The following is a 25,450-nucleotide window of genomic DNA, read 5'->3' as shown; positions in this document are numbered from 1 at the left end:
CGCAGCCGTTGTCGAATACGATCGTCTATGGAGTTCCGCAGTTGCAGCAGAATACGACGACGGGAGACATTGGTTATGCGCAGGCGTTTCCGACAGGAACTTCGATTTCGGCGGTCTTCGATAACAATCGCGGAACCACAAACAGTCCTGAGAGCTTTCTCGTCCCGACGCTGAACTCGTACTATCACTTCGCAATACAGCAACAGCTGCTGGCAGGGTTCGGTCTTGGGCCAAACCTGCGGTTTCTGAGAATCGCCAAAAACAATCAGCGAATATCGGATGAAGCATTCAAGCTGCAAGTAGTGACGACAGTGACCCAGATTGCAAATATGTATTGGGATCTGGTGGCCGCCTATGAGGATGAAGGTGTCAAGAGTCGATCGCTCGAGTTTGCCCGTCAGGCACTGGAGAGTGGGCGCAAGCAGCTTGCGCTTCAAGCGATTCCTGCAATGGATGTGATGAAAGACGAAGCCGAAGAGGCGAGCCGCGAACAGGATCTGACGATTGCGAAGACGACGTTGCAGTTTCAAGAACTGCTGATCAAGAATGCGCTGACGAAAAATCTGGATGATCCGATTCTGGAGGCGATGCCTGTGCGGCCGACCGATCAAAGCACAATGGCGGACGCGACGCCGCAAGGTCCGACCGAAGATATGACGGTGCGTGCACTGAAGGACCGGCTGGAGTTAGGCGAGTCGGATATTGACCTTGAAAATAGACGCCTGAGCCGGGATGCGGCTCGTAATGCCTTGCTGCCTACGGTTGCGTTGACTGCATACTACGGAGGCTCAGGTCTGGCGGGACTGCAGAATCCCGAGTCGCACACGATCTCGACTAAGCCAACGGATTTTGGCGGAGCATTGAAGACGGCGTTCAACAATAGCGCTCCTGATTACTATGTTGGGCTGACGGTGAATGTGCCACTGCGAAATCGAGTGGCGAAGTCGGACCAGTATCGCGCGGAGTTGGAGACGAGGCAGTCGGAGCTGCGGATGGAGCAGTTGAAGAAGCAGATTCGCATCGAGGTTCGGAACGCTCAATATGCTCTGGAGCAGAGTGAGGCGCGTGTGGTTTCGGCACGCAAAGGACGGGACCTGGCACAGAAGACCTTCGACATCACTGCGAAGGAGCAGGAGCTGGGTGCGGGGTCGAACTATCAGACTCTGACCGCGCGGCGGGATCTTGCGGCAGCAGAGTCTACGCTGGTTGCTGCGATGACGGCGTATCAAAAGGCTAAGATTGAAGTGGATCGCGCGGTCGGATCTACGCTGGAAGCAAACGAGATTTCGATAGAATCGGCGAAGACGGGTATGGCCCCGAGTGGGCAGTAACGCGCAGGAGCAGGTGATCATGCTGGCGGAGCGGATTGATAAGAAGGAGTCGGGTGCGGAGAATGCCGAGGCGTCGTGCAGGCTGCTGATTGCAGATGACCAGCCACATATTTTGGAGGCGCTGCGACTGCTGCTGAAGCCGGAAGGCTACCAGCTGGAGATGGTGCGAACGCCGGCGCTGGTGCTGGAGGCTTTGGCACATGAGAGCTTCGATGGCGTGCTGATCGATCTGAACTACACGCGGGATACTACCTCCGGCCAGGAGGGACTGGATCTTGTGACTCGGGTCAAGGAGATCGAGGCACAGCTGCCGGTGGTGGTGATGACGGCGTGGGGCAACATCGATCTTGCGGTGGAGGCGATGCGACGGGGTGCAGGAGATTTTATTCAGAAGCCGTGGGAGAACGCGCGTCTGCTGAGTATTCTGCGGACGCAGATGGAGCTGCACCGCAGTCAGAAAAAATGCGATGGCTGGAGGCGGAGAATCGGATCCTGCGGGCCACAGGCGCTCCGGATTTCATTGCTGCTGCGGCTTCGATGCGGCCTGTGCTGGAGACGATGGCGCGGGTGGGTCCGTCGGACGCGAACGTGTTGATTACGGGCGAGCATGGCACGGGCAAGGAGATTGTGGCGCAGACGCTGCATCGCTTGTCTTCGCGCGCGGAGCGAACACTGGTGGCCGTGAATACGGGCGCTTTGCCTGAAGGGACCTTCGAGAGCGAGTTGTTTGGTCATGTAAAGGGAGCTTTCACCGATGCTCGCTCTGACCGCATTGGGCGATTCGAACTGGCGAGTGGCGGGACACTTTTTCTCGATGAAATTGCGAATATTCCGGTGCGGCAGCAGGCAAAGTTGCTGCGCGTGTTGGAGACGGGCGAGCTGGAGCGCGTTGGATCTTCGAAGACGCAGAAGGTGGATGTGCGTATGCTCTCGGCGACGAATGCGGATTTGCGGGCGGAGTGCGCGGCGGGTCGCTTTCGAGAAGACCTGCTGTTTCGGCTGAATACGGTTGAGATTAGTCTGCCACCGCTGCGGGAACGGCGTGAGGACATTCCGGCGCTGGCGGGGCACTTTATGGCGCGATACGCTGCACGGTATCGCAGGCCGATTCAGGGATTGGAGCCGGCCGCGCTTCAGATGATGTTGCAGTATGGCTGGCCGGGAAACGTGCGTGAACTGGATCACACTATCGAACGCGCAGTCCTGATGGCTCGGGGAGCGCTAATTGAACCTGCGGACCTGGGGTTGAATACGCAGCAGAGGGGTTCGGCGCAGAGCATGGACGAGATGAGCCTTGAGGCGGTGGAGGCAATTCTGATTCGCAAGGCGCTGGCCCGTGTAGGTGGTAATGTGAGCCATGCGGCCGATGCGCTTGGATTGAGCAGAGGAGCGCTTTATCGCCGCATCGAAAAATATGGTCTCTGAAGATCCAGACGGGGAGCTATCCAGCAACAGCCGGCCGCGGACCCGTATGCCGCTGGGGAGATCGGCGCGGCGGCTCAGTTTCGAAAAAGGCTGCGCCTTTGGCTTTGCCTTCCCGGGCTGCCGATGCTGGTGATGTGCTGGCTCCTGTTACGGCGTCATTCGGTTGACGCTCTTCTGCAGAGTATTGTTCTGCTGGGTCTTGGGTTGGGATGGATCTTCGCGGTGTCGGTTGTGATGGAGCAGATCATTCGGCCGCTGCAGACGCTGGCGAACGTCGTGGCTGCTTTGCGGGAGGATGATTTTTCTTTCAGGGCCCGAGGAGGCCGGAGAAATGACGCCATGGGCGATCTTGCCCTTGAGATCAATCGACTCGCGGGAATGCTCCAGGCACAACGTGCAAGCGCGATAGAAGCAATGGCGCTGGTTGAACGGGTCATGGGGTCGATGCAGTCTCCGGTGCTGGCGTTTGATCCTGAAGGTCGATTGAAGTTGCTCAACGCGGCGGGGGAGCGGGCGTTTGGGTTGCAAGTTCAGACGGCGCTCGGTCACTCGGCTGGAGGGTTGAAGCTCGACCAGCTGCTTGATGTAGCGGATGAGGAAGTCATGTCGCTGGGTAGCGGGCAGCAGTCGGTACGGTGGGTGGTGAAGAGAACCGGCTTCCGACTTCGGGGCGTTCCGCATACGCTGTTTGTGCTGTCGGATGTGAGTGCCGCTTTGAGGGAGGAGGAGCGGCTTGCGTGGGAGAGATTGATCCGCGTGCTGGGACACGAGATTAATAACTCTCTGACGCCTATCAAATCGATCGCGGGGAGTCTGCGTGGTCGACTTGCAGGTATGGGCAATGCATCCGGTGAGATTGCTGACTTTGAAAGAGGCCTCGAGGTTATCGAGAATCGCTCAGAATCGCTGAACCGGTTTTTGCAGGCATACCGGCAGCTGATGGGCCTGCCGGCACCGCGACTTGCGTCAGTATCGGTCGAGACTTTGGCGCAACGGGTCGCACTGCTGGAGAGACGGGTCGCCGTGACTGTAGAAGGAGCTTCGGATATCGTTGTGCAGGTGGATGCTGACCATATTGAACAGGCACTGATTAATCTGGTGCGCAATGCAGCCGACGCTGCGCTTAGTCCGGACGATGTCGGTAAAGGTGATCCCCATGTGGAGATTGTTTGGAGGACCGCCGGTTCAGAGGTCGTTATCGGGGTTCTGGACAACGGTCCCGGCTTGACCAACGCGAGCAATCTGTTTGTTCCGTTCTATACGACCAAGCCGGGTGGGACGGGGATTGGTTTGGTTCTCGCGCAGCAGATTGCGCAGGCACATCGAGGATCGGTGCAACTGGCTAATCGTGCGGATGGTCATACTGGGTGTCGAGCTGAACTTCGATTGCCGTTTGCCGGATGACTCCGCGTGACGGTCAGTTCTCGATCTTCCGAAGGCGTCGAATTGGTGTGATTCCTGCTTTTGTTGGCCTGTATTGTTCTTTTAACGATGGTGGAAGAAAGAAGGTATTTTAAACGCTCGTTCGCCGTGCAAAATAGCACAGGATCAAAACGAGGTGAACGATGGCTTGTAAGGTGGAAGAGCTGAGACAGATTCCTCTGTTTGCACTGCTCGACGATGAAGAGATAGCCGTGCTGGCAGCACAGGTTGAGATCAAAAAGTTCGCTGCACGCCAACGCATCTATAAGCTGGGCGAACCTGGAAGACATGCCTATGTGATGGTTTCGGGTGCGGTGCGGGTGACGACAGTGGACCAGGATCATCAGGAGGTGCTGGTGGATGAACCGCACGATGGTGAGTTTTTTGGCTTCGCCTCGATGCTGGATGATACACCCCACCAAACCACGGCACTGGCGATGGAAGAGACGACCTGTGTTGAAGTGAGCCGTGACGATATCGCGGCTCTGCTGCAGCAGAAGCCAATGGCAGGGATGGACATGTTGACCGTAGTGAGCCGTCAATTTCACGCGTCACAAGAGCTGGTGCGGCTTCGAGCTAGTCGCAACTCGAATGACGTCATCGAAGAGGAGATGAGCTTTGGCGACCGCGTCGCCGACACGGTCGCACGATTCGGTGGCTCCTGGACCTTCATCATCTTATTCGGATCTGTGCTTGTGGTTTATGCCTCGGCGAATATTGCCCTGAGGGGAGAGCATGGGACCCTTATCCGTTTATTCTGCTCAATTTGTTTCTGTCGATGCTGGCCGCCATCCAGGCTCCCGTGATTATGATGAGTCAAAATCGCCAGGACACGAAAGATCGGGTGCGTGGAGAGTTGGACTACGATGTGAATCTTCGTGCTGAATCCGAGATTCAAAGCCTATCGAGCAAACTGAATCTGCTGTCGGAAAAGATCGGCGATGTTGATGATCTTTTGCGGGAGCATTTAAAGCTGAAGGAACAGTCGCCTGGAAGGTGATTTACGGTGAGGAAGAAGAGGACAGTCTTGCGAGGCGTGCTCGGTTCCTCCCGTCCTGGGGTGAAAGAGCCTGATCGTCGGATTGTAGCCAGGCTCGGAACAGCGTAGGAAGCGGCGTGGAGCACCGGCGGACGTCAAGCCTGGAGGTCACGTTAGACGCAGTCGAAGCCTTTTGGCCAGGCCTCCTGACGGTACATACGACTTCTTTACGGCCTTTCTACACCTTATTTATGTATCGGCTGCTTGAATAAAGAAGACGGTAGAAGCGTGAAGTTTTTGTCATGCACCGCGGACCCGAAGGCTAAGTGGTCGATCGAGAGTCTGGTGAAGGATTCGTATGTAGGCCTTCGGGTCGGAGGCAGGATTATGTGGGATTTAGGATGCGTCGGTGCCAGTGTGTTGTTTTTTCTAATTGCGATTGGCTACGCGACAGGATGTGAGCGGTTGGGGATGAAGGAGAAGCAAGGATGATCGAGACATTGCTGCTTGGCCTGGTAACCGTCCTGTTACTGATCTATCTGGTTTATGCGCTGCTGCGCCCGAAAAGTTTTAAGAGGAAGTAGTTATCATGACCGCGAACGGCTGGTTTCAGGTTTTTTCTTTTTTGCGTTGATATTGGTTTGTGCAAAACCGCTGGGTGTGTATATGGCTCGAGTCTTCGAGCGTGAACGCACCTGGGCAGATGTTATTTTTCGTCCGCTTGAGCGATTGGTCTATCGGCTGACTGGCGTCGATGAGACGCATGAGATGGCTTGGACAGAGTATGCGGTCGTCATGCTGCTGTTCAGTCTGGTCACTATGCTCGTAACGTATGCGGTAGAGCGCCTGCAGCAGTTTTTGCCACTTAATCCTCAGCATCTCGCGGCCGTGGCTCCTGATCTTGCGTTGAACACGGCGGCGTCATTTACGACGAACACCAACTGGCAGTCCTACGTGCCTGAGACGACGATGAGCTATCTAACTCAGATGCTCACCCTTGCTTACCATAACTTTTTTCGGCGGCTGTCGGAATGGCGTTGGCGGTTGCGCTGATCCGCGGCATTTCACGGCGAGAGTCGAAGACGCTGGGAAATTTTTGGGTTGATGCAACGCGCGCTTCATTGTGGGTGCTGCTTCCGGGTTGTCTGATCTATGCGCTTCTGTTGGTCTCGCAAGGCGTGGTGCAAAACTTTCGCCCCTACGATCAGGCAAAGCTGGTGCAGGTGCAGACAGCAACTGTGGCAGGCTCTGATGGCAAGGCGACGACACAGACTCTGACGACGCAGAGCATCGCGCAGGGTCCGGTTGCTTCTCAAGAGGCGATCAAGATGCTTGGGACAAATGGTGGCGGTTTTTTCAATACGAACAGCGCACACCCGTTCGAGAACCCAACGCCTCTTTCTAATTTGATGCAGATGTTCTCGATCTTCCTGATACCCGCTGGGCTGACGGTCACGCTGGGGCGTATGACGCGAGCGCCGAAGCATGGCTGGGCGGTCTTTGCTGCGATGGCGTCGCTCTTTCTTGTCGGTGTATTTGTGGCGTACTACGCGGAGGCACAGGCGAACCCACTCCTTCACTCGGTGGATCAGCATGTTTCCGTAACGCAGGCCGGCGGCAATATGGAAGGCAAGGAAGTACGGTTCGGCATCGCCAATTCAGCCTTGTTTGCGACAGTGACAACGGATGCGAGCTGTGGCGCAGTAAACGCCATGCACGATTCCTTCATGCCGCTGGGTGGTTTGGTCCCGATGGTCAACATCATGCTGGGCGAGGTGATCTTCGGCGGGGTTGGAGCGGGACTCTACGGGATGTTGATCTTCGTTGTGCTGGCGGTATTTATCGCCGGATTGATGGTTGGGCGAACGCCTGAGTATCTGGGCAAGAAGATCGAATCGTACGACGTGAAGATGGCCATGCTGTACGTGCTGATTTTTCCCCTGTCGATTTTAGGATTTTCGGCGGTGGCTCTGATGATGCCGCAACTTGGCCTCTCGTCTCTGGCGAACACGGGGCCGCATGGTTTATCGGAGATACTCTACGCCTACACGTCAGCGACAGGAAATAACGGCTCCGCCTTCGGGGGGCTCAATGCGAATACGCATTGGTACAACTTGTCGCTGGCCGCGGCGATGTTGATCGGCCGTTTCCTGATGATCGTTCCAATGCTGGCTATCGCCGGTAGTCTGGCGAAGAAGAAGCTGGTTCCTCCATCTCCCGGCACGTTTCCCGTGCATACGCCGCTATTCACGGTGCTTTTGGTAGGCGTTGTTCTTATCGTGGGTGCGCTTACTTTCTTTCCCGCTATCTCGCTCGGTCCTATTCTTGAGCACTTAATGATGCACGCTGGCAAGAGTTTCTAGTCCAGAGAAAACAGATAACCATGGCAAATACTCGCAAACGCTCCTTATGGGACAGCAAAATCGTACGCCGCGCGCTGGTCGACGCGTTAGTCAAGCTGAGCCCGCGCACGATGATGAAGAATCCGGTTATGTTCGTTGTTGAGATCGGCAGCGTGATCACCACTATCTATCTGCTTCGTGATAGTTTGTCGCATCGCGGCTCGTTTCAATTTGATCTGCAGATTACGTTGTGGCTCTGGTTCACCGTACTATTCGCAAACTTTGCTGAAGCGATGGCGGAAGGCCGCGGCAAGGCGCAGGCGGATGCGTTACGGCGTGCGAAGTCGGAGACGACTGCAGTGCGGCTTCGCATGGACGGGAGCACCGAAGAGGTTCCCAGCTCGGATCTACGGGCGGGGGATCATGTCATCGTAATTGCCGGTAATATGATTCCCGGCGATGGCGAAGTGATTGAGGGCGTTGCCTCGGTGGACGAGTCAGCGATCACGGGTGAGTCTGCGCCGGTGATTCGCGAAGCTGGTGGAGATCGGTCCGCGGTTACTGGTGGAACACGCTGTTTGTCTGACCAGATCAAGGTGAAGATCACGTCGAATCCCGGCGAGACGTTTCTGGATCGCATGATTGCGTTGGTTGAAGGCGCGGAGCGGCAGAAGACTCCGAATGAGATCGCTCTGAATATCCTGCTTGCAGGCTTGACGATCATCTTTCTGCTCGCCGTAGTGACGCTGCAGCCGATCGCGATCTATTCGACTGCGCCGCAGACGGTGTTTGTGCTGATCTCGTTGCTGGTGTGTCTTATCCCTACGACGATTGGTGGACTACTGTCGGCAATTGGGATTGCTGGGATGGACCGATTGGTGCAGCACAATGTGCTGGCGATGTCGGGCCGCGCGGTGGAAGCGGCGGGTGACGTGAATACGCTTCTGCTTGATAAGACGGGAACGATTACACTCGGCAATCGTCAGGCTGCGGAGTTTATTCCTGCGCCTGGAGTGAGCAAGGATCAGCTTGCGGATGCGGCGCAGCTGTCGTCGCTGCCGGATGAGACGCCGGAGGGGCGCAGCATTGTGGTGTTGGCCAAGGAGTTGTACGGTCTTCGTGGGCGCGAGTTGAGCCAGTTGCAGGCGGAGTTTGTGCCGTTCAGTGCAGTGACGAGAATGTCGGGCGTGAACTTTGACGGACGGATTATTCGGAAGGGTTCGACCGACGCGATTGCCGCATTTTTGAAGGAGAATGGCGGGAGTTTGCCGAACGAGGTGCGTGCGGCGGTCGAGACGGTTGCTCGCAGCGGGGGACGCCATTGGTGGTGGCTGAGAATCGTCAGGCGCTTGGTGTGATCCATCTAAAGGACATTGTGAAGGGTGGGATGAAGGAGCGGTTCGCGCAGCTCCGGTCGATGGGGATTCGGACGATCATGATTACGGGCGATAATCCGCTGACTGCGGCGGCGATTGCGCGTGAGGCCGGTGTCGACGACTTTCTGGCGGAGGCGAAGCCCAAGGACAAGATGGACCTGATTCGTCGCGAACAGGCCGAAGGCAAGCTGGTCGCGATGACGGGCGATGGAACCAATGACGCTCCTGCGCTTGCGCAGGCTGATGTGGGCGTTGCGATGAACACGGGCACGCAGGCTGCGAAGGAGGCGGGGAATATGGTCGACCTCGACTCAAACCCGACGAAGCTGATCGAGATCGTGGAGATCGGAAAGCAGTTGCTGATGACTCGTGGTGCACTGACAACGTTCTCGATCGCGAATGACGTTGCGAAGTACTTTGCGATTATTCCGGCGATGTTTGCTGCGACGTTTCCGGTGTTGAATGCGCTGAATATTATGCATCTGAAGACGCCGCAGTCGGCGATTCTCTCCGCGGTGATCTTCAATGCGTTGATCATTGTTGGGCTGATTCCGCTGGCGCTTCGAGGTGTTGGTTACAAGGCCATGTCGGCGGAGGCGTTGTTGCAGCGCAACCTGTTTATCTACGGATTCGGCGGACTTGTGGCTCCTTTTCTTGGAATCAAGCTCATCGACATCATCATCACCGCCATCCATCTGGCCTAAGGAACTTTATGCGTCGCAATCTGATCACCGCAGTGCTTTATACCGTTGTTACGACTGTTTTGTTTGGCTTGGTCTATCCGTTTGTTGTGACGGGGCTGGCGCAGGTGCTGTTTCGTGACAAGGCTAATGGGCAGCTTATCTATAAGGATGGAACGCTGGTTGGCTCGCGTATTATCGGCCAATCGTTTACGGCCCCGCAGTACTTTCATTCGCGTCCTTCGATGGCGGGAAATGGGTATGATGCCGCGAACTCAAGCGGGTCGAATCTCGGACCGACGAACAAGAAACTGGCTGATCGGGTGGCGGGAGACGTGGCGGCGTTGCAGATCGATCATCCTGGCGTCGATGTGCCGATTGACCTTGTCACTGCTTCGGGGTCGGGGCTGGATCCTCACATTACGCCGGCAGCAGCTGAGTTTCAGGTGGCTCGCATCGCGCGTGAGCGGCACTTGAGCGAGGATGCTGTACGGCGGCTGGTGGCGCAGCATACAGAGGGGCGGCAACTTGGGTTCCTCGGGGAGCCGCGGGTGAATGTGTTGCTGCTGAATATGGATCTGGACCAGTTGACACCTGTCAGATAGCGTCTCCTCCTTTGTCGTCCGAGATGTCGTTCGGAGTCGGGGGTCCCCCTGGGGGGTTGGTATGGCTAAGCCATTCATTGTCATAAACATACGATTTTCACCGATTGCAAAATATTGATTCCAGACGGGTTAGACTCAAATATGTCGTTCCAAAGGAGTTATCGGATTTCAATGAAGAAAGCCCCGGCGCTGGCCGGGGCTTTCTTGTCTTGTCTATTCAGTATAACGGTTTGACCATAACTCATACGCCACGCGAATGTGTGCGACTGGCGCGGGTTTTAGCGAGTATGGGGCTTGACAAGGTTTTGCGTGACCGTCTGTCGGCCTAACGCCTGCTGAGATTCGAATGGGTTCGCTGCTCCTTCGGGTTTGCTCGATCCGATTCTCGGGCGAGGCGGTTGGATGTTTGTAGGTACGGACGCGAACTGATGATGATGGTTTTGTCCACCCGAAGTATGGCGAACGACGATGCAATGGAGTGAGGTTCTCCTCGCAGCGATGATCCTGCACCGTGTTGCCTGATGGGGCGCGAGCTGAAGGGTTCCTTCAAGGTGATGGTCGGCGGGAGTGCATAATGTTGCCTTGGGACTCGAACGTTCTTAGAGTCAGACTCTCGTTTCTGAAGGCTGAAAGAAAAAGACATGAATAAATCTCGATTTGGACAATTGGCCATGACTTTGGGCCTTTCTTGTTGTGGGCTGAGTATGCCTTGTTTACTGGCGCAGAGCCCCAAGAGTCAAAGGGCTGATGTGATCTTGCTTGACCATGTGACGAATGCCAAGTCGTTACCGAACGGCGTGGAACTGAAAGACGGCAACGCAAACATCCAGATCACCGCGCTGCGGGACGATGTTCTGCGGATCCGAGTTTCGAAGACGGAGAAGATGCCGGAGGATGCGTCGTGGGCTGTGCTTCCGGGCTCACGAACAAGCTCCGTTGCTACCGCCTATCGCGCGGAGGGAGGCAACGCGGGATTCAGCACTAAGGCACTCCAGGTGTCGGTTGATCGCGCAACTCTTGGTGTAACGATCAGCGACCGGAGCGGCGGGGTTCTGTTGCAGGATGCGCGGCCGGTTGAGTTTCACGGCGATCACTTCCGCGTCTATAAGAGGATGCCGGCCGAGGAGCACTACTTTGGCCTGGGAGATAAGACGGGGCCGCTTGATCGCAGAGGCGGTGCGTACGAGATGTGGAATACGGATCAATACCGGTTTCAGGAGAGCAGCGATCCGCTGTACAAAGCGATTCCGTTTTTTCTTGCGGACAACGCTGGAAGATCGTACGGGTTGTTTCTCGACAATACGTGGCGGACGAGTTTTGATTTTGGGAAAGAAGATTCGGAGGCTTACTCGTTCGGGGCCGATGGCGGACCGATTGACTACTACTTTATCTATGGTCCGAAGCCGAAGCAGGTGGTGGAGGGGTATGCCTGGTTGACTGGCCTTACGCCGCTGCCTCCACGGTGGTCGCTTGGCTTTCAGCAGTCGCGTTACTCCTACATGACGGAGGCGCGGGCGCGCGAGGTGGCAGACCGTATGCGCGCCGATCGGATTCCCTGCGATGCGCTCTATCTCGATATCGACTTTCAGGATCGGAATGCACCGTTCACGGTGAATCAGCAGGCGTTTCCGAAGTTTCCCCAGTTTATTCAGGAGTTGAAGGAGAAGCACTTCAACCTGGTACTGATTACGGATCTTCATATTGCGGATCGCGCGAATCAGGGGTACGCGCCTTTTGATACGGGCGCTGCGGGCGATCACTTTGTAAAGAATCCGGATGGGTCGGTGTTTGTGGGTAAGGTGTGGCCTGGACCGTCGGTGTTTCCTGATTTCACCAGGAAGGAGTCGCGGGCGTGGTGGGGGACTCTCTACAAAGAGTTCTATCAAGACGGGGCTGCGGGTTTCTGGAACGACATGAATGAGCCTTCCGTCTTCGAGACGCCATCGAAGACGATGCCGCTTGACGTTGTGCATCGGATCGATGAACCGGGTTTTGTGCCGAGGTCGGCGCTTCATGCGGAGATTCACAATGTGTACGGTATGGAGAACTCGCGTGCGACCTACGAAGGACTGCTCGCGCTGAAGCCGAACCAGAGGCCGTTTGTGCTGACTCGGGCTACCTATGCTGGTGGTCAGCGGTATGCGTCGACGTGGACGGGAGACAACTCGAGCAGCTGGAATCACCTTCGCATGAGTACGCCTATGCTTCTGAACCTTGGTTTGAGTGGGTTTTCGATGGCGGGTGACGATATTGGGGGCTATGCAGGTTCGTCAACGCGGGATCTGCTGACGAAGTGGATTGAGGTTGGTGAGTTCAATCCCATCTATCGCGACCATACCGAGAAGTTCACGGCAGACCAGGAGCCATGGGTGGGTGGGCCTGAGGTAGAGGCGGTTCGTCGCAAGTACATCGAGGATCGTTATCGCTTGCTGCCTTATCTCTATACGCTGGCTGAGGAGAACTCTCGCACGGGTGTTCCGATGATGCGGCCGTTGTTTCTCGAATTTCCTGACGCGACCGAAGATAAGCATCCTCTGGATCTTGATGCTGCCAATGAGTTCATGCTTGGACCGGATCTGCTGATCGCGCCTGCGCCTTATCCTGAGGCGCCGGATAGCTATGCGGTGACGTTTCCTCCGGTGGGTTGGTATGACTACTGGACGGGGGCGAAGGTTGCGGCTGGCGCTCGCGAGTCGGTGGCGGTGAGTACGGGCGCCGCGCTTGGAGTTGGTGCGCTTCAGTCGGTGAAGATCACGCCGCAGGTGGATGTGCTGCCGGTGTTTGTGCGGGCTGGTTCGATTCTGCCGTTTGCGCCGCTGGTGCAGAGCACGCAGGAGAAGCCGGATGGTCCGCTGACGCTGAAGGTGTATCCGGGAGAGAGCTGTGCCGGGTCGCTGTATCAGGATGATGGGATCAGCTTTGCTTATAAGGAGAAGGATTTTCTGCGCGTGACGTATAGCTGCGAATCGACTGGCGATGGTTTGCGTCTTCACGTTGGAGCGCGGGAGGAAGCTTTCAGCCCTGGTGGAATGGAGTGCAGGTAACGATCTTCGATTGGAACGGAGCGCCGGGGAAGATCACTTACGGCGGCGAATCGATTGCAAACTCCCGGTTCGATGAGGCGACGCACTCGCTGACGATCTTATTGCCGGAGAAAGCTGAGGGCGGTGAGCTGGAGGTTGCCGGGAGGTAGAGTTTGTTCTTCGTGTCTTAGCTTCAGTGCGGTGGCCTTAGTGGAAGCGGTAGGCTGCACCGATTCCCAAGACCTGAGGGGAGAGATCGTTTGGCGGAAAGCCGAACCATCTTTGAAACTCATATTCCACGCGCACATTGACGGAACGCAGCAGGCGGTAGTCGACTCCTATGCCTGCGGCGGCGATGTTGTAGGCGAGATTGGCGGCGTTGCCCTGTGGCGGGCCACCCGGAGTGAGGCTGGGGACGATGGGGTAGTTGAAGACGCCGCGGCCGTACATGACCTTGGCGAAGGGTTCTATTCTGCCGAAGTGAAGGACGTAGCGGGGGCCGATCTCGTAGGTGCGTTCGTAGATTTGTGTGGTGGCGCCGGAGTCGTTGATCTGATGGAACTCGGCTTCGATTCCGTAGTGATATTTGAAGTCAAAGCCTACGTAAGCGCCTCCGCCTTTAATCTTTTGCGGTACGTAGTCCGAGTCGGCATAGTTGAACTCTCCGCCCGCCTGGAGGACCCCGGCGCTGGTTGCGGTTGGGCGCGCCTGAGCATGGAGGCGTATGCCCGTGAAGCTGATGAGGCAGAGCAGAGCGGAGATCCTGATTCCGAGGAGGAGATCTTCTGCTCGCTTTGCGATTTTGTCTGAGATCGATTTGTTACTCATGCCGGGAGTCTCTCTTGAAGCTTGCAATTTTTACTGTGGGGACTGATCGATGTGGAAGTCGACGTTCACAGTGTGCTGGATTCCGTTGCTGTTGGCTGTAACCACAATGGGGTAGGTGCGGTCGAAGTAACCTGCGCCGCAACCGGTGATGGTTCCGATGGCTCCGAGAGAGGACAGGATGAGGAGCGAGTGGATGATGAGGCGAGTGAGCTTGCGGCTGGAACGACGCGAGTAGCGCAGGCCGAGGAGAGGCAGGAGGAAGAGTCCGAGAGCGATGTGAGAGAGGCGGCGCGAACGATCTTGCGGGGAGTCGAGTGAGGCGAGTTTGCGGGTTGCGACGGTGAGGGTGATGTCGGTTGGGCCGGCGAACTGGGCGATGGTTGATGGCGAGAAGGTGTAGGTGGCGAGGATGGGGCCGGTCGGGCTGGCGGAGAGGTTGATGGTTCCGGGGTAGTAGCCGCCGACGGGAGAGACGTGGAAGTTGTACAGGCGGGTGGTGCCGTAGGTGCCTTCGACGGTCTGGGCGCTGGTGAGGGTGATGGTGAAGTCGAGAGGCGCGATGGTGATGGTGTTGGCTCCGGATGCGGCGGAGGCGGTGCTGGAGCTGAAGTCGATGTCTCCGCTGTAGACGGCGGTGATGGTGTGGACGCCTACGGAGAGGGACGTGGTGGAGAAGCTGGCGACGCCGCTCGAGAGAGTAGCGGTGTTGAGCGGGTTGCCGTTATCGAAGAAGACTACGGTTCCAGTGGGCTGCCCGGTGGTGGTGGAGGCCACGTTGGCGGTGAAGGTTACGGGCAGGGCGTAGGCGATGGCGGTGGTGCTGAGGCTCAGCGTGGTGAGGGCGGGCGCCTTGGTGATGGTCAGGTTTCCGGCCTGAACGGTCTGGGTGTAGTCGGAGAGGTTGGCTCCGTTGACCGATGGGACGATCGGATACTGGCCGGGATTGGACTGGAGGGCGGCGGTGTTGGAGAAGGTCTCGACGAAGGTGTCTCCATCCTGCTGGCCGGTGACGTTGCCGGTGAAGGTTGGGTTTGGCGTGCCGTAGAGGCGGGTGAAGCTGTCGGCTTCGATGATGAGGCCGGCCTGGGTGACGACGAGTGAGATGGTCTTGGTGGCTGTGGTGTAGTCGGAGGTGTCGGTTGGAGTGAAGGTGACGGACAGGGGCTGGTTGCCGATTGTGAGGTTGGTTCCAATTGCCGGGCTGTAGACGTAGGTTCCGGGGATCGGGTTGGTGCTGTTGGGTTGATAGACGGCGGCGTTCAACTGGGTGGAGCTGAGCGGGTTTCCGTAGACGATCGATGCCGGGGTGGCCCAGGTGATGATGGGGGTGTACTGGCTGACGGTGAGCTGGGTGGTCTGGGTGGTGGAGGTGTAGTCAATGGTGTCGGTTGGGGTGAAGGTGACTGAGAGGGTGTCGGTACCGGCGGGCGGGATGCTGCCGGCTGCCGGGGTGTAGACGAGCTTGCCCGGGACGGAGGAGGTGGCGTCGAGTTGGGCGCTAGAGAGCGCGGTGCCGTAGACGATGAGGGATGGTGTGGGCCATGAGATGACGGGAGTGGCCTGGTTGACGACGATCTGGACGGTCTTGTTGGCTGAGGAGTAGTTGGTGGTGTCGGTTGGGATGAAGGAGACCGAGAGGGTATCGGTCCCCGCGGTGAGGATGGCGCCTGCTGCCGGGGAGTAGGTGAGTACTCCGGGGACGGACGCGGTGGCGTTGAGTTGGGTGGAGTTGAGCGCGGTGCCGTAGGTGATGGGCCCCGGATTGGCCCAGGCGATGGTTGGGGTCGCCTGATTGACGGTGATCTGAACTGTGGCGGAGGCGGTGGTGTAGTCGGTGGCGTCGGTCGGGGTGAAGGTGACTGTGAGGCTGTCGGTGCCTGCGGTTGGGATGCTGCCAGCTGCCGGGCTGTACGCGAACGTGCCTGGGACAGAGGCTGTTGCGTTCAGTTGCGCACCGGAGAGCGCGGTGCCATAGATGATGTTTGCAGGGTTGGCCCATGTGATGGTTGGCGTGGCCTGGTTGACGGTCAGTGAGACGGTCTTGGTGACGGTGGAGTAGTTGGTGGTGTCGGTTGGGGTGAAGGTGACCGAGAGGGTGTCAGTGCCTGCGGTCGGAATGCTTCCGGTTGCCGGAGTGTAGGCGAAGGAGCCGGGGACCGAGGCTGTTGCGTCAAGCTGTGTGGCCGAGAGTGCTGTGCCGTAGGTGATGCTGGCCGGGGCGGTCCAGGTGACGGACGGCGTGGCCTGGTTGACGGTGAGTGAGATGGTTTTGGTGACTGTGGTGTAGTTGGCAGTGTCGGTTGGGGTGAAGGTGACTGAGAGGGTGTCGGTGCCGGCGGTCAGGACAGTGCCAGCGATTGGGCTGTAGACGAAGGTTCCCAGAACGGATGCGGTCGCATCGAGCTGGGTCCCGGAGAGTGCTGTGCCGTAGGTGATTGCTGCGGGAGCGGCCCAGGTGATGACGGGAGTGGCTTGGGTGACGACGATCTGTACGGTCTTGGTTGCGGTGGTGTAGTTGGAGGTGTCGGTTGGGGTGAAGACGACCGAGAGCGTGTCGGTGCCGGCGAGGGGGTGTTGCCGGCGGCAGGCGTGTAGGTGAAGTTACCGGCGACGGGAGTAGAGGCGTCGAGCTGGATGTTGGAGAGAGTTGTGCCGTAGGTGATGCTGGCTGGGTTGGCCCAGGTGATGACGGGTGTGGCTTGGGTGACGACGATTTGAACGGTCTTGGTTGCGGTGGTGTAGTTGGAGGAGTCGGTTGGGGTGAAGGTGACCGAGAGAGTGTCGGTGCCGGCGGCTGGTGTGCTGCCAGCGGCCGGAGTGTAGGCGAAGGAGCCGGGCACGGAGGCAGTCGCGTTGAGTTGGAAGGCAGAGAGTGCGGTGCCGTACGTGATGCTTGCGGGGTTATTCCAGGTGACGACGGGCGTGGCTTGGGTGACTACGATCTGTACGGTTTTGGTGACGGTGGAGTAATTGGCGGTGTCGGTTGGAGTGAAGGTGACCGAGAGAGTGTCAGTGCCGGCGCCTGGTATGTTGCCGATCGCCGGGGTGTAGACGAGATTGCCGGGGACGGATGCGGTTGCGTTGAGTTGGGTGGCGGAGAGTGCTGTTCCGTAGGTAATGCCGGCGGGATTGCCCCAGGTGATGACGGGTGTGGCCTGGGTGACGACGATCTGGACGGTCTTGGTCGCTGCGGAGTAGTTGGTGGTGTCGTTCGGAGTGAAGGTGACAGAGAGGGTATCGGTTCCTGCGGCGGGGACGTTGCCTGCTGCAGGGGTGTAGACGAAAGTTCCGGCGACGGTTGAGGTCGCGTTGAGTTGGGTGGCAGAGAGTGCGGTTCCGTAGGTGATGCTGGCTGGAGTGGACCAGCTTAGGTTCGAAGACGCCTGACTGACGACGATCTGAACGGTCTTGACGACGGTGGTGTAGCTGGCAGTGTCGGTTGGCGTAAATGTAACCGAGAGGGTATCAGTTCCGGAAGTGGGGATGTTGCCGATTGCCGGGGTGTACGCGAAGCTGCCGGGTACCGAGGCGGTCGCGTTGAGCTGGGTCGTGGAGAGTGCTGTGCCGTACGTGATGCCGGCTGGGTTGGCCCAGGTAATCACTGGAGTGGCCTGGGTTACTACGATCTGGACGGTCTTGGTTGCGGAGGAGTAGTTGGCCGTGTCGGTTGGGGTGAATGTAACCGAAAGCGTATCAGTTCCTGCTGCGGGGATGTTGCCGATCGCGGGGGTGTAGACGAGGTTGCCGGGAACGGATGCGGATGCGTTGAGCTGGGTGGCAGAGAGCGGAGTGCCGTAGGTAATGCTGGCGGGGTTGGCCCAGGTAATGGTTGGGGTGCCCTGGGTGACGGTCAGTGAGACGGTCTTGGTGACGGTGGTGTAGTTCGTGGTGTCGGTTGGGGTAAATGTAACCGAAAGAGTATCAGTTCCTGCTGCGGGGATGTTGCCGATGGCCGGGGTGTAGACGAGGTTGCCGGGTACGGAGGAGGTTGCGTTGAGTTGGGTGGCAGAGAGCGCCGTTCCGTAGGTGATGGAAGCGGGGTTATTCCAAGTGATGGTGGGTGTGGCCTGAGTGACCACGATCTGAACGGTCTTGGTGGCGGTGGAGTAGCTGGTGGTATCGGTGGGGGTGAAGGTGACCGAAAGGGTGTCGGTACCAGCGGCTGGGACGTTCCCTGCGGCAGGGGTGTAGACAAAGGTTCCGGGCACTGTAGAAGTTGCGTCGAGCTGTGTGGCGGAGAGGGCGGTGCCGTAGGTGATGCCGGCCGGAGTCGCCCAGCTCAGGTTTGAGGCGGCCTGGGTGACCGCAATTTGAACAGTCTTGGTGGCGGTGGTGTAGTTGGCGGCGTCGGTGGGGGTAAATGTAACCGAAAGAGTATCAGTCCCAGCTGCGGGAACGTTGCCGACGGCGGGAGTGTAAACGAAGGTGCCGGGGACTGATGCGGTTGCGTCGAGTTGCGTTGTAGAGAGTGCGGTGCCGAAGGTAATGCTTGCGGGAGTTCCCCAGGTGATGACGGGGGTGGACTGGGTGACTACGATCTGTACGGTTTTGGTGGCTGAGGAGTAGTCGGTGGTGTCGGTCGGAGTAAATGTAACCGAGAGGGTATCAGTTCCTGCTGCGGGGATGTTGCCCGAGGCTGGAGTGTAGACGAGGGTGCCGGGGACCGAGGCGGTTGCATTGAGCTGGGTTGCGGAGAGTGCGGTTCCGTAGGTGATGCTGGCGGGGTTGGCCCAGGTGATGGTGGAAGCGGCCTGTGTGACAGTCAGCGAAACGGTTTTGGTGACGGTGGAGTAGCTTGTGGTGTCGGTTGGGGTGAAGGTGACCGAGAGGGTGTCAGTGCCTGCGGCAGCGATGTTGCCGATGGCTGGAGTGTAGACCAGGTTGCCGGGGACCGAGGCGGTTGCGTTGAGCTGGGTTGCGGAGAGCGCAGTGCCGAATGTGATGCTGGCTGGGTTGGCCCAGGTAATGACTGGGGTGGCCTGGGTGACGACGATTTGAACGGTCTTGGTGGCGGTGGAGTAACTGGTGGTGTCAGTGGGGGTGAAGGTGACCGAGAGGGTGTCTGTACCTGCTGCGGGGACGTTGCCAACGGCTGGGGTGTAGACGAAGGAACCGGGAACGGTGGAGCTGGCGTTCAACTGAGTTGCGGAGAGCGCTGTGCCGTAGGTGATGCTGGCTGGAGTGGCCCAGCTGAGGTTGGAGGACGCCTGGGTGACGACGATCTGAACAGTCTTCGTGGCGCTGGTGTAGCTGGTGGTGTCGGTGGGGGTGAATGTAACCGAAAGGGTATCAGTTCCTGCGGCGGGGATGTTGCCGATCGCTGGGGTGTAGACGAGGTTGCCAGGGACAGAGGCGGTTGCGTTGAGCTGGGTGGTGGAGAGTGCTGTGCCGTAGCTGATGCTGGCGGGGTTGGCCCAAGTGATGACCGGGGTTGCCTGGGTGACGACGATCTGTACGGTCTTGGTGGCGCCGATATAGCTGGCGGTGTCGGTCGGGGTGAAGGTGACCGAGAGGGTGTCCGTGCCGACTGCGGGAACTGCGCCCGCAGCGGGGGTGTAGGTGAAGGAGCCGGGGACGGAGGCGGTTGCGTTGAGCTGGATGGCAGAGAGTGCTGTGCCATAGGTGATGCTGGCGGGGGTGGCCCAGGTGATGGTGGAGGCGGCCTGGGTGACGACGATCTGGACAGTTTTGGTTGCGGTGGTGTAGCTGGTGGTGTCCGTCGGGGTGAAGGTGACCGAGAGAGTGTCGGTGCCGACGGCGGGGATGTTGCCTGCGGCGGGGGTGTAGGTGAAGGAACCGGCGACGGGCGAGCTGGCGTCGAGCTGGGTGGCGGAGAGTGCTGTGCCATAGGTGATGCTGGCTGGGTTGGGCCAGGTGATGGTCGGCGTGGCCTGGGTGACGACGATCTGAACCGTGGTGGTTGCGGGGGAGTAGCTGGTGGTGTCGGTTGGGGTGAAGGTGACCGAGAGAGTGTCAGTGCCGACTGCGGGAACAGCGCCTGCGGCGGGGTGTAGGTGAAGGTGCCGGGGACGGTCGAGGTGGCGTTGAGCTGGGTGGCAGAGAGGGCGGTGCCGTAGACGATGCTGGCTGGAGTTGCCCAGCTTAGGGTGGAGGAAGCCTGGGTGACGACGATCTGGACGGTTTTGGTTGCGGTGGAGTAGCTGGTGGTGTCAGTCGGAGTGAAGGTGACGGAGAGAGTATCGGTCCCGACTGCAGGTGTGGTGCCCGCGGCAGGAGTGTAGGCGAAGGTGCCGGGGACCGAGGCGGTGGCATTGAGCTGCGTCGCGGAGAGCGTGGTGCCGTAGGTAATGGTGGCGGGGTTAGTCCAGGTGATGGTGGGCGTGGCTTGGGTGACTACGATTTGAACGGACTTGGTCGCGCTGGAGTAGTTGGCTGAATCGGTGGGAGTGAAGGTGACCGAAAGGGTGTCGGTGCCGACGGCGGGTGTGGTGCCCGAGGCCGGGGTGTAGGTGAAGGAGCCGGGGACCGAGGCGGTTGCGTTGAGTTGAGTTGTGGAGAGTGCGGTGCCGTAGGTGATGGTGGCGGGGTTGGCCCAGGTGATGGTGGGAGTCCCCTGGGTGACGACGATCTGAACGGTTTTGGTGACGGTGGAGTAGTTGGTGGTGTCGGTGGGGGTGAAGGTGACAGAGAGGGTGTCAGTACCGGCGGCTGGGACATTGCCGATAGCCGGCGTGTAGACGAGGTTGCCGGGGACCGAAGCGGTTGCGTTGAGCTGGGTCGAGGAGAGTGCGGTTCCGTAGGGGATGTTGGCTGGATTGGTCCAGGTGATGGTGGGTGTGGCTTGGGTGACGACGATCTGGACGGTTTTGGTTGCAGTGGAGTAGCTGGTGGTGTCGGTGGGGGTGAAGGTGACGGAGAGGGTGTCGGTTCCGGCTGCGGGGATGTTGCCAGCTGCAGGCGTGTAGGCGAAGGTTCCGGGGACCGTGGAGGTCGCGTCGAGTTGGGTGGCGGAGAGCGCAGTGCCGTAGGTGATGCTCGCGGGAGTTGCCCAGCTGAGGGTGGATGAGGCTTGGGTGACGACGATCTGGACGGTCTTGGTGACGGTGGAGTAGCTGACGGCGTCGGTTGGGGTGAAGGTGACCGAGAGAGTGTCGGTTCCTGCGGCGGGGATGTTGCCGATTGCGGGGGTGTAAACGAAGGCTCCGGGGACCGAAGCGGTTGCGTCAAGCTGTGTGGCCGAGAGTGCGGTGCCGTAGGTGATGCTGGCTGGGTTGGCCCAGGTGATGGTGGGTGTGGCTTGGGTAACGACGATCTGGACGGTCTTGGTCGCGCTGGAGTAGCTGGTGGCGTCGGTTGGGGTGAAGGTGACTGAGAGAGAGTCGGTGCCGACGGCGGGAGTGGTGCCTGCGGCCGGGGTGTAGGTGAAGCTACCGGGGACAGATGCGGTTGCGTTGAGTTGAGTTGCGGAGAGGATTGTGCCGTAGACGATGCTCGCTGGGTTGGCCCAGGTGATGGTGGGAGTAGCCTGCGTGACGACGATCTGAACGGTCTTGGTTGCGGTGGTGTAGCTGGTGGTGTCGGTGGGGGTGAAGGTGACCGAGAGCGTGTCGGTACCTACTGCGGGGATATTGCCCGCGGTGGGTGTGTAGGTGAAGGATCCTGGGACTGAAGAAGTGGCGTTGAGTTGGGTGGCGGAGAGAGCGGTGCCGTAGGTGATGCTTGCTGGCGTTGCCCAGGTGATGGTTGGAGTGGCCTGGGTGACGACGAGTTGAACGGTCTTGATCGCGGTGGAGTAGCTGGTGGTGTCGGTCGGGGTGAAGGTGACCGAGAGGGTGTCGGTGCCGACGGCCGGGATGCTGCCTGTGGCAGGAGTGTAGACGAAGGAGCCGGGGACGGTAGAGGTTGCGTCGAGTTGAGTTGCGGAGAGCGCGGTGCCGTAGGTGATGCTTGCGGGATCAGACCAGCTGAGAGTGGAGGATGCCTGGGTGACTACGATCTGGACGGTCTTGGTGACGCTGGTGTAGCTGGTGGTGTCGGTGGGGGTAAATGTAACCGAAAGAGTGTCAGTACCTGCGGCCGGGATGTTGCCGATGGCGGGAGTGTAGACGAGGGTGCCGGGTACGGAGGCGGTGGCGTTGAGCTGCGTGGCGGAGAGGGCAGTGCCGAAGGTGATGCTGGCGGGGTTGGCCCAGGTGATGACTGGTGTGGCTTGCGTGACGACGATCTGGACCGTCTTGGTGGCGGTAGAGTAATTGGTGGAGTCGGTGGGGGTGAAGGTGACTGAGAGGGTGTCGGTGCCTACTGCGGGCACAGCGCCTGCGGCGGGTGTGTAGGCAAAGGAGCCGGGGACAGAGGCGGTTGCGTTGAGCTGCGTGGCAGAGAGTGCGGTTCCGTAGACGATGCTGGCGAGGTTAGCCCAGGTGATGGTGGAGGATGCCGGATTGACGACGATCTGAACCGTTTTGGTGGCGGTGGTGTAGCTGGTGGTGTCGGTTGGGGTGAAGGTGACTGAGAGTGTATCTGTGCCTGCGGCGGGGATGTTGCCGATGGCCGGGGTGTAGGTGAAGGTGCCGGGGGCGGAAGCAGTTGCGTTGAGTTGAGTGTTGGAGAGGGCGGTGCCATAGGTGATGGCAGCGGGATTGTTCCAGGTGATGGTTGGGGTGGCCTGGGTGACGACGAGTTGAACGGTCTTGGTCGCGGTGGAGTAGCTGGTGGTGTCGGTTGGGGTGAAGGTGACAGAAAGCGTGTCAGTACCGACGGCGGGGATAGATCCTGCAGCCGGGGTGTAGGTGAAGGTTCCGGGAACGGTGGAGGTTGCGTCGAGTTGCGTGTTGGAGAGGGCGGTTCCGTAGACGATGCTCGCAGGTGTTGCCCAGCTGAGGGTGGAGGAGGCCTGGGTGACGACGATCTGAACGGTCTTGGTGACGCTGGTGTAGCTGGTGGTGTCGGTGGGGGTAAATGTAACCGAAAGGGTATCAGTTCCTGCCGCGGGAACGTTGCCGATGGCCGGCGTGTAAACCAGGTTGCCGGGGACCGAGGCGGATGCATCGAGTTGGGTCGCGGAGAGGGCGGTGCCGTAGGTGATGCTGGCGGGGTTGGCCCAGGTGACGACGGGTGTGGCCTGGGTGACTACGATCTGTACGGTCTTGGTTGCGCCGGAGTAGTTGGTGGTGTCGGTTGGGGTGAAGGTGACCGAGAGGGTGTCGGTACCTACTGCAGGGGTGGTTCCTGCGGCTGGGATGTAGACGAGATTGCCGGGGACCGAGGCGGTTGCATTCAACTGTGTCGCGGAGAGAACGGTACCGTAGACGATGCTGGCCGGGTTGGCCCAGGTGATGGTGGAGGAGGCCTGGTTGACGACGATCTGAACCGTCTTGGTGACGCTGGAGTAGCTGGTGGTGTCGGTCGGAGTAAATGTAACCGAAAGGGTATCAGTTCCCGCGGCGGGGACGTTGCCGATGGCGGGGGTGTAAACCAGGTTGCCGGGGACCGAGGCGGATGCGTTGAGCTGGGTTGCCGAGAGAGCGGTTCCGTAGGTGATGCTGGCTGGAGTGGCCCACGTGATGGTTGGTGTTGCCTGGGTCACGGTGAGGTCTACGGTCCTGGTGACGGTGGTGTAGTCGGTGGTGTCGGTTGGGGTGAAGGTGACTGAGAGGGTATCAGTCCCTGCTGCGGGAGTGGTTCCGGCAGCGGGGGTGTAGGTGAAGGTGCCTCCGACCGAAGCGGTGGCGTTGAGCTGCGTTGCGGAGAGCACGGTTCCGTAGGTGATGCTGGCGGGAGTGTTCCAGGTGATGACGGGTGTTGCCGGATTGACTACGAGCTGGACGGTTTTGGTGGCGCTGGAGTTATTGGTGGTGTCGGTCGGCGTAAAGGTGACTGAAAGGGTGTCGGTGCCGGTTGCCGGAGTGGTGCCTGCGGCGGGAGTGTAGACGAGAGTGCCGGGGGAAGAAGAGGTCGCGTCAAGCTGAATGGCGGAGAGAGTCGTGCCGTAGGTGATGGGTGCCGGAGTGTTCCAGGTGATGCCCGGGATCGCCTGATTGACGGTGAGTTGAACGGTCTTGGTGGCGGTGGTGTAGCTGGCGGTGTCGGTCGGGGTAAAGGTGACTGAGAGGGTGTCGGTGCCGGTCGCCGGGGTGGTGCCTGCGGCCGGCGTGTAGACGAAGTTGCCTGGGACTGAGGCCGTTGCGTCGAGCTGCGTAGCGGAGAGAGTGGTTCCGTAGCTGATTGGCGCTGGGGTCGGCCAGGTGATGGTGGGTGTTGCCTGAGTTACGGTGAGTTGAACGGTCTTGGTGGCGGTGGTGTAGCTGGCGGTGTCAGTGGGGGTGAAGGTGACGGAGAGGGTGTCGGTTCCGGCTGCCGGGGTGGTTCCGGCGGCGGGGGTGTACACGAAGGTGCCTGCGACTGGGGATGACGCGTTCAGTTGTGTGCTGGAGAGCGTTGTTCCGTAGGTGATGCTGGCCGGGGTTGGCCAGGTGATGGTGGGTGTTGCCTGGGTGACGATGATCTGAACGGTCTTGGTTGCGGTGGTGTAGCTGGTGGAGTCGGTTGGGGTGAAGGTGACCGAGAGGGTGTCGGTACCGACAGCTGGGACATTACCGACCGCAGGGGTGTAGACGAAGGTGCCGGGGACGGAAGAGGTGGCATTGAGCTGGGTTGCGGAGAGTGCGGTCCCGTAGGTGATGCTCGCTGGAGTGGCCCAGGTGAGGGTTGGAACGGCCTGGGTTACGGTGAGCTGCACGGTCGCGGTTGCGGTGGAGTAGTTGGCGGTGTCGGTGGGGGTGAAGGTGACGGAGAGGGTGTCGGTTCCGGCGGCGGGGACGTTGCCGACGGCTGGTGTGTAGACGAGGGTGCCGGGGACGGAGGCGGTCGCGTCCAGCTGGGTTGCGGAGAGTGCGGTGCCGTAGGTGATGCTTGCGGGAGCAGCCCAGGTGATGACTGGGGCGGCCTGGGTGACGACGATCTGGACGGTCTTGGTTGCGGTGGAGTAGTTGGCGGTGTCGGTTGGGGTGAAGGTGACCGAGAGGGTGTCGGTGCCTGCCGCGGGGATGTTTCCTGCCGCTGGGGTGTAGACGAGGGTGCCAGGAACGGATGCGGTGGCGTTGAGCTGGGTCGCGGAGAGCGCTGTTCCGTAGGTGATGCCGGCTGGGTTAGCCCAGGTGATGATGGGGGCGCCCTGGGTGACGGTCAGCGAGACTGTTTTAGTGACGCTGGAGTAGTTGGTGGCGTCGGTTGGGGTAAATGTAACCGAAAGAGTATCAGTTCCCGCGGCGGGAATACTGCCAGCTGCTGGCGTGTAAGCGAAGGAGCCGGGGACCGAGGCGGTTGCGTCGAGTTGGGTTGCGGAAAGCGCTGTTCCGTAGATGATGCTGGCCGGGGCTGCCCAGGTAATGGTCGGCGCGGCCTGGGTGACGATGAGTTGAACGGTCTTGGTTGCGGTGGTGTAGCTGGTCGTGTCTGTTGGGGTGAAGGTGACCGAGA

The 25,450-nt window shown here is 59.4% G+C and carries 14 protein-coding genes and 2 pseudogenes; 12 read left to right on the top strand and 4 right to left on the bottom strand.

The window, feature by feature from the left end; translation table 11 throughout:
• The first annotated feature begins 8 nt into the window (after positions 1–8).
• The 12 genes and pseudogenes from RBB80_RS03310 to RBB80_RS03255 all read left to right on the top strand — a co-directional run bounded on the left by RBB80_RS03310 (position 9) and on the right by RBB80_RS03255 (position 13,353).
• Positions 9–1,331 (top strand): TolC family protein, encoded by a 1,323-nt coding sequence (locus RBB80_RS03310; RefSeq protein WP_433966900.1) that lies wholly within the window; start codon positions 9–11, stop codon positions 1,329–1,331.
• Entirely contained in the window at positions 1,321–1,926 is a 606-nt protein-coding gene (locus RBB80_RS03305; protein WP_433966899.1) for a response regulator, read from the top strand. The genes RBB80_RS03310 and RBB80_RS03305 overlap by 11 nt, the downstream gene beginning before the upstream one ends.
• Positions 1,890–2,756, top strand: coding sequence for a sigma-54 interaction domain-containing protein (locus RBB80_RS03300; RefSeq protein ID WP_433966898.1), 867 nt, complete (start codon positions 1,890–1,892; stop codon positions 2,754–2,756). Before RBB80_RS03305 ends, RBB80_RS03300 begins: the two co-directional genes overlap by 37 nt.
• Before the next feature lie 132 nt (positions 2,757–2,888).
• Positions 2,889–4,160 carry a sensor histidine kinase gene (locus RBB80_RS03295; protein WP_433966897.1) on the top strand — a complete coding sequence of 424 codons (1,272 nt, stop codon included), beginning with the start codon at positions 2,889–2,891 and terminating at the stop codon, positions 4,158–4,160.
• A 161-nt stretch (positions 4,161–4,321) separates the two neighbouring features.
• Positions 4,322–4,984 carry a cyclic nucleotide-binding domain-containing protein gene (locus RBB80_RS03290; protein WP_433966896.1) on the top strand — a complete coding sequence of 221 codons (663 nt, stop codon included), beginning with the start codon at positions 4,322–4,324 and terminating at the stop codon, positions 4,982–4,984.
• A complete protein-coding gene (locus RBB80_RS03285; protein ID WP_433966895.1) occupies positions 4,957–5,178 on the top strand; it encodes a DUF1003 domain-containing protein in 222 nt (73 codons plus the stop codon). Before RBB80_RS03290 ends, RBB80_RS03285 begins: the two co-directional genes overlap by 28 nt.
• 467 nt (positions 5,179–5,645) lie before the next feature.
• The gene (gene kdpF, locus RBB80_RS03280; RefSeq protein WP_433966894.1) at positions 5,646–5,741 is read left to right on the top strand and encodes a K(+)-transporting ATPase subunit F; all 96 of its coding nucleotides are present in this window, start codon (positions 5,646–5,648) and stop codon (positions 5,739–5,741) included.
• Positions 5,742–5,746: 5 nt separating this feature from the next.
• A pseudogene (gene kdpA / locus RBB80_RS03275) lies at positions 5,747–7,520 on the top strand (potassium-transporting ATPase subunit KdpA).
• Between the two features lie 20 nt (positions 7,521–7,540).
• A pseudogene (kdpB, locus tag RBB80_RS03270) lies at positions 7,541–9,579 on the top strand (potassium-transporting ATPase subunit KdpB).
• Between the two features lie 8 nt (positions 9,580–9,587).
• Positions 9,588–10,160 (top strand): potassium-transporting ATPase subunit KdpC, encoded by a 573-nt coding sequence (gene kdpC / locus RBB80_RS03265; protein WP_433966893.1) that lies wholly within the window; start codon positions 9,588–9,590, stop codon positions 10,158–10,160.
• A 749-nt stretch (positions 10,161–10,909) separates the two neighbouring features.
• Positions 10,910–13,204, top strand: a complete 2,295-nt coding sequence (locus RBB80_RS03260; RefSeq protein ID WP_433966892.1) for a glycoside hydrolase family 31 protein — start codon at positions 10,910–10,912, stop codon at positions 13,202–13,204.
• Positions 13,195–13,353, top strand: coding sequence for a hypothetical protein (locus RBB80_RS03255; protein ID WP_433966891.1), 159 nt, complete (start codon positions 13,195–13,197; stop codon positions 13,351–13,353). The genes RBB80_RS03260 and RBB80_RS03255 overlap by 10 nt, the downstream gene beginning before the upstream one ends.
• 37 nt (positions 13,354–13,390) lie before the next feature.
• On the opposite strand, the gene RBB80_RS03250 is transcribed toward RBB80_RS03255, so the two are convergent.
• From RBB80_RS03250 to RBB80_RS03235, 4 genes are all read right to left on the bottom strand, one after another.
• On the bottom strand, positions 13,391–14,011 hold the full coding sequence (locus RBB80_RS03250) for an outer membrane beta-barrel protein (protein ID WP_433966890.1): 621 nt from the start codon (positions 14,009–14,011) through the stop codon (positions 13,391–13,393).
• A 30-nt stretch (positions 14,012–14,041) separates the two neighbouring features.
• Positions 14,042–15,274 (bottom strand): Ig-like domain repeat protein, encoded by a 1,233-nt coding sequence (locus RBB80_RS03245; RefSeq protein ID WP_433966889.1) that lies wholly within the window; start codon positions 15,272–15,274, stop codon positions 14,042–14,044.
• Between the two features lie 1,076 nt (positions 15,275–16,350).
• The gene (locus RBB80_RS03240; RefSeq protein WP_433966888.1) at positions 16,351–19,149 is read right to left on the bottom strand and encodes a beta strand repeat-containing protein; all 2,799 of its coding nucleotides are present in this window, start codon (positions 19,147–19,149) and stop codon (positions 16,351–16,353) included.
• Positions 19,146–24,710 (bottom strand): beta strand repeat-containing protein, encoded by a 5,565-nt coding sequence (locus RBB80_RS03235; protein ID WP_433966887.1) that lies wholly within the window; start codon positions 24,708–24,710, stop codon positions 19,146–19,148. Before RBB80_RS03235 ends, RBB80_RS03240 begins: the two co-directional genes overlap by 4 nt.
• Between the last annotated feature and the right edge of the window lie 740 nt (positions 24,711–25,450).

This window comes from Tunturiibacter gelidiferens, from assembly GCF_051013345.1.
Taxonomy (GTDB): Bacteria; Acidobacteriota; Terriglobia; order Terriglobales; family Acidobacteriaceae; genus Edaphobacter; species Edaphobacter gelidiferens_A.
The sequence above is the reverse complement of the archived record's forward strand: the minus strand, read 5'-3'. Positions and strand labels throughout refer to the sequence as shown.

Bases quoted from the DNA above. Each gene is read 5' to 3' on its own strand.
- RBB80_RS03300 (WP_433966898.1), top strand. From the start codon at position 1,890: ATGGCGCGGGTGGGTCCGTCGGACGCGAACGTGTTGATTACGGGCGAG.
- RBB80_RS03295 (WP_433966897.1), top strand. From the start codon at position 2,889: ATGTGCTGGCTCCTGTTACGGCGTCATTCGGTTGACGCTCTTCTGCAG.
- RBB80_RS03290 (WP_433966896.1), top strand. From the start codon at position 4,322: ATGGCTTGTAAGGTGGAAGAGCTGAGACAGATTCCTCTGTTTGCACTG.
- RBB80_RS03285 (WP_433966895.1), top strand. From the start codon at position 4,957: ATGCTGGCCGCCATCCAGGCTCCCGTGATTATGATGAGTCAAAATCGC.
- kdpF (WP_433966894.1), top strand. From the start codon at position 5,646: ATGATCGAGACATTGCTGCTTGGCCTGGTAACCGTCCTGTTACTGATC.
- kdpC (WP_433966893.1), top strand. From the start codon at position 9,588: ATGCGTCGCAATCTGATCACCGCAGTGCTTTATACCGTTGTTACGACT.
- RBB80_RS03250 (WP_433966890.1), bottom strand. From the start codon at position 14,011: ATGAGTAACAAATCGATCTCAGACAAAATCGCAAAGCGAGCAGAAGAT.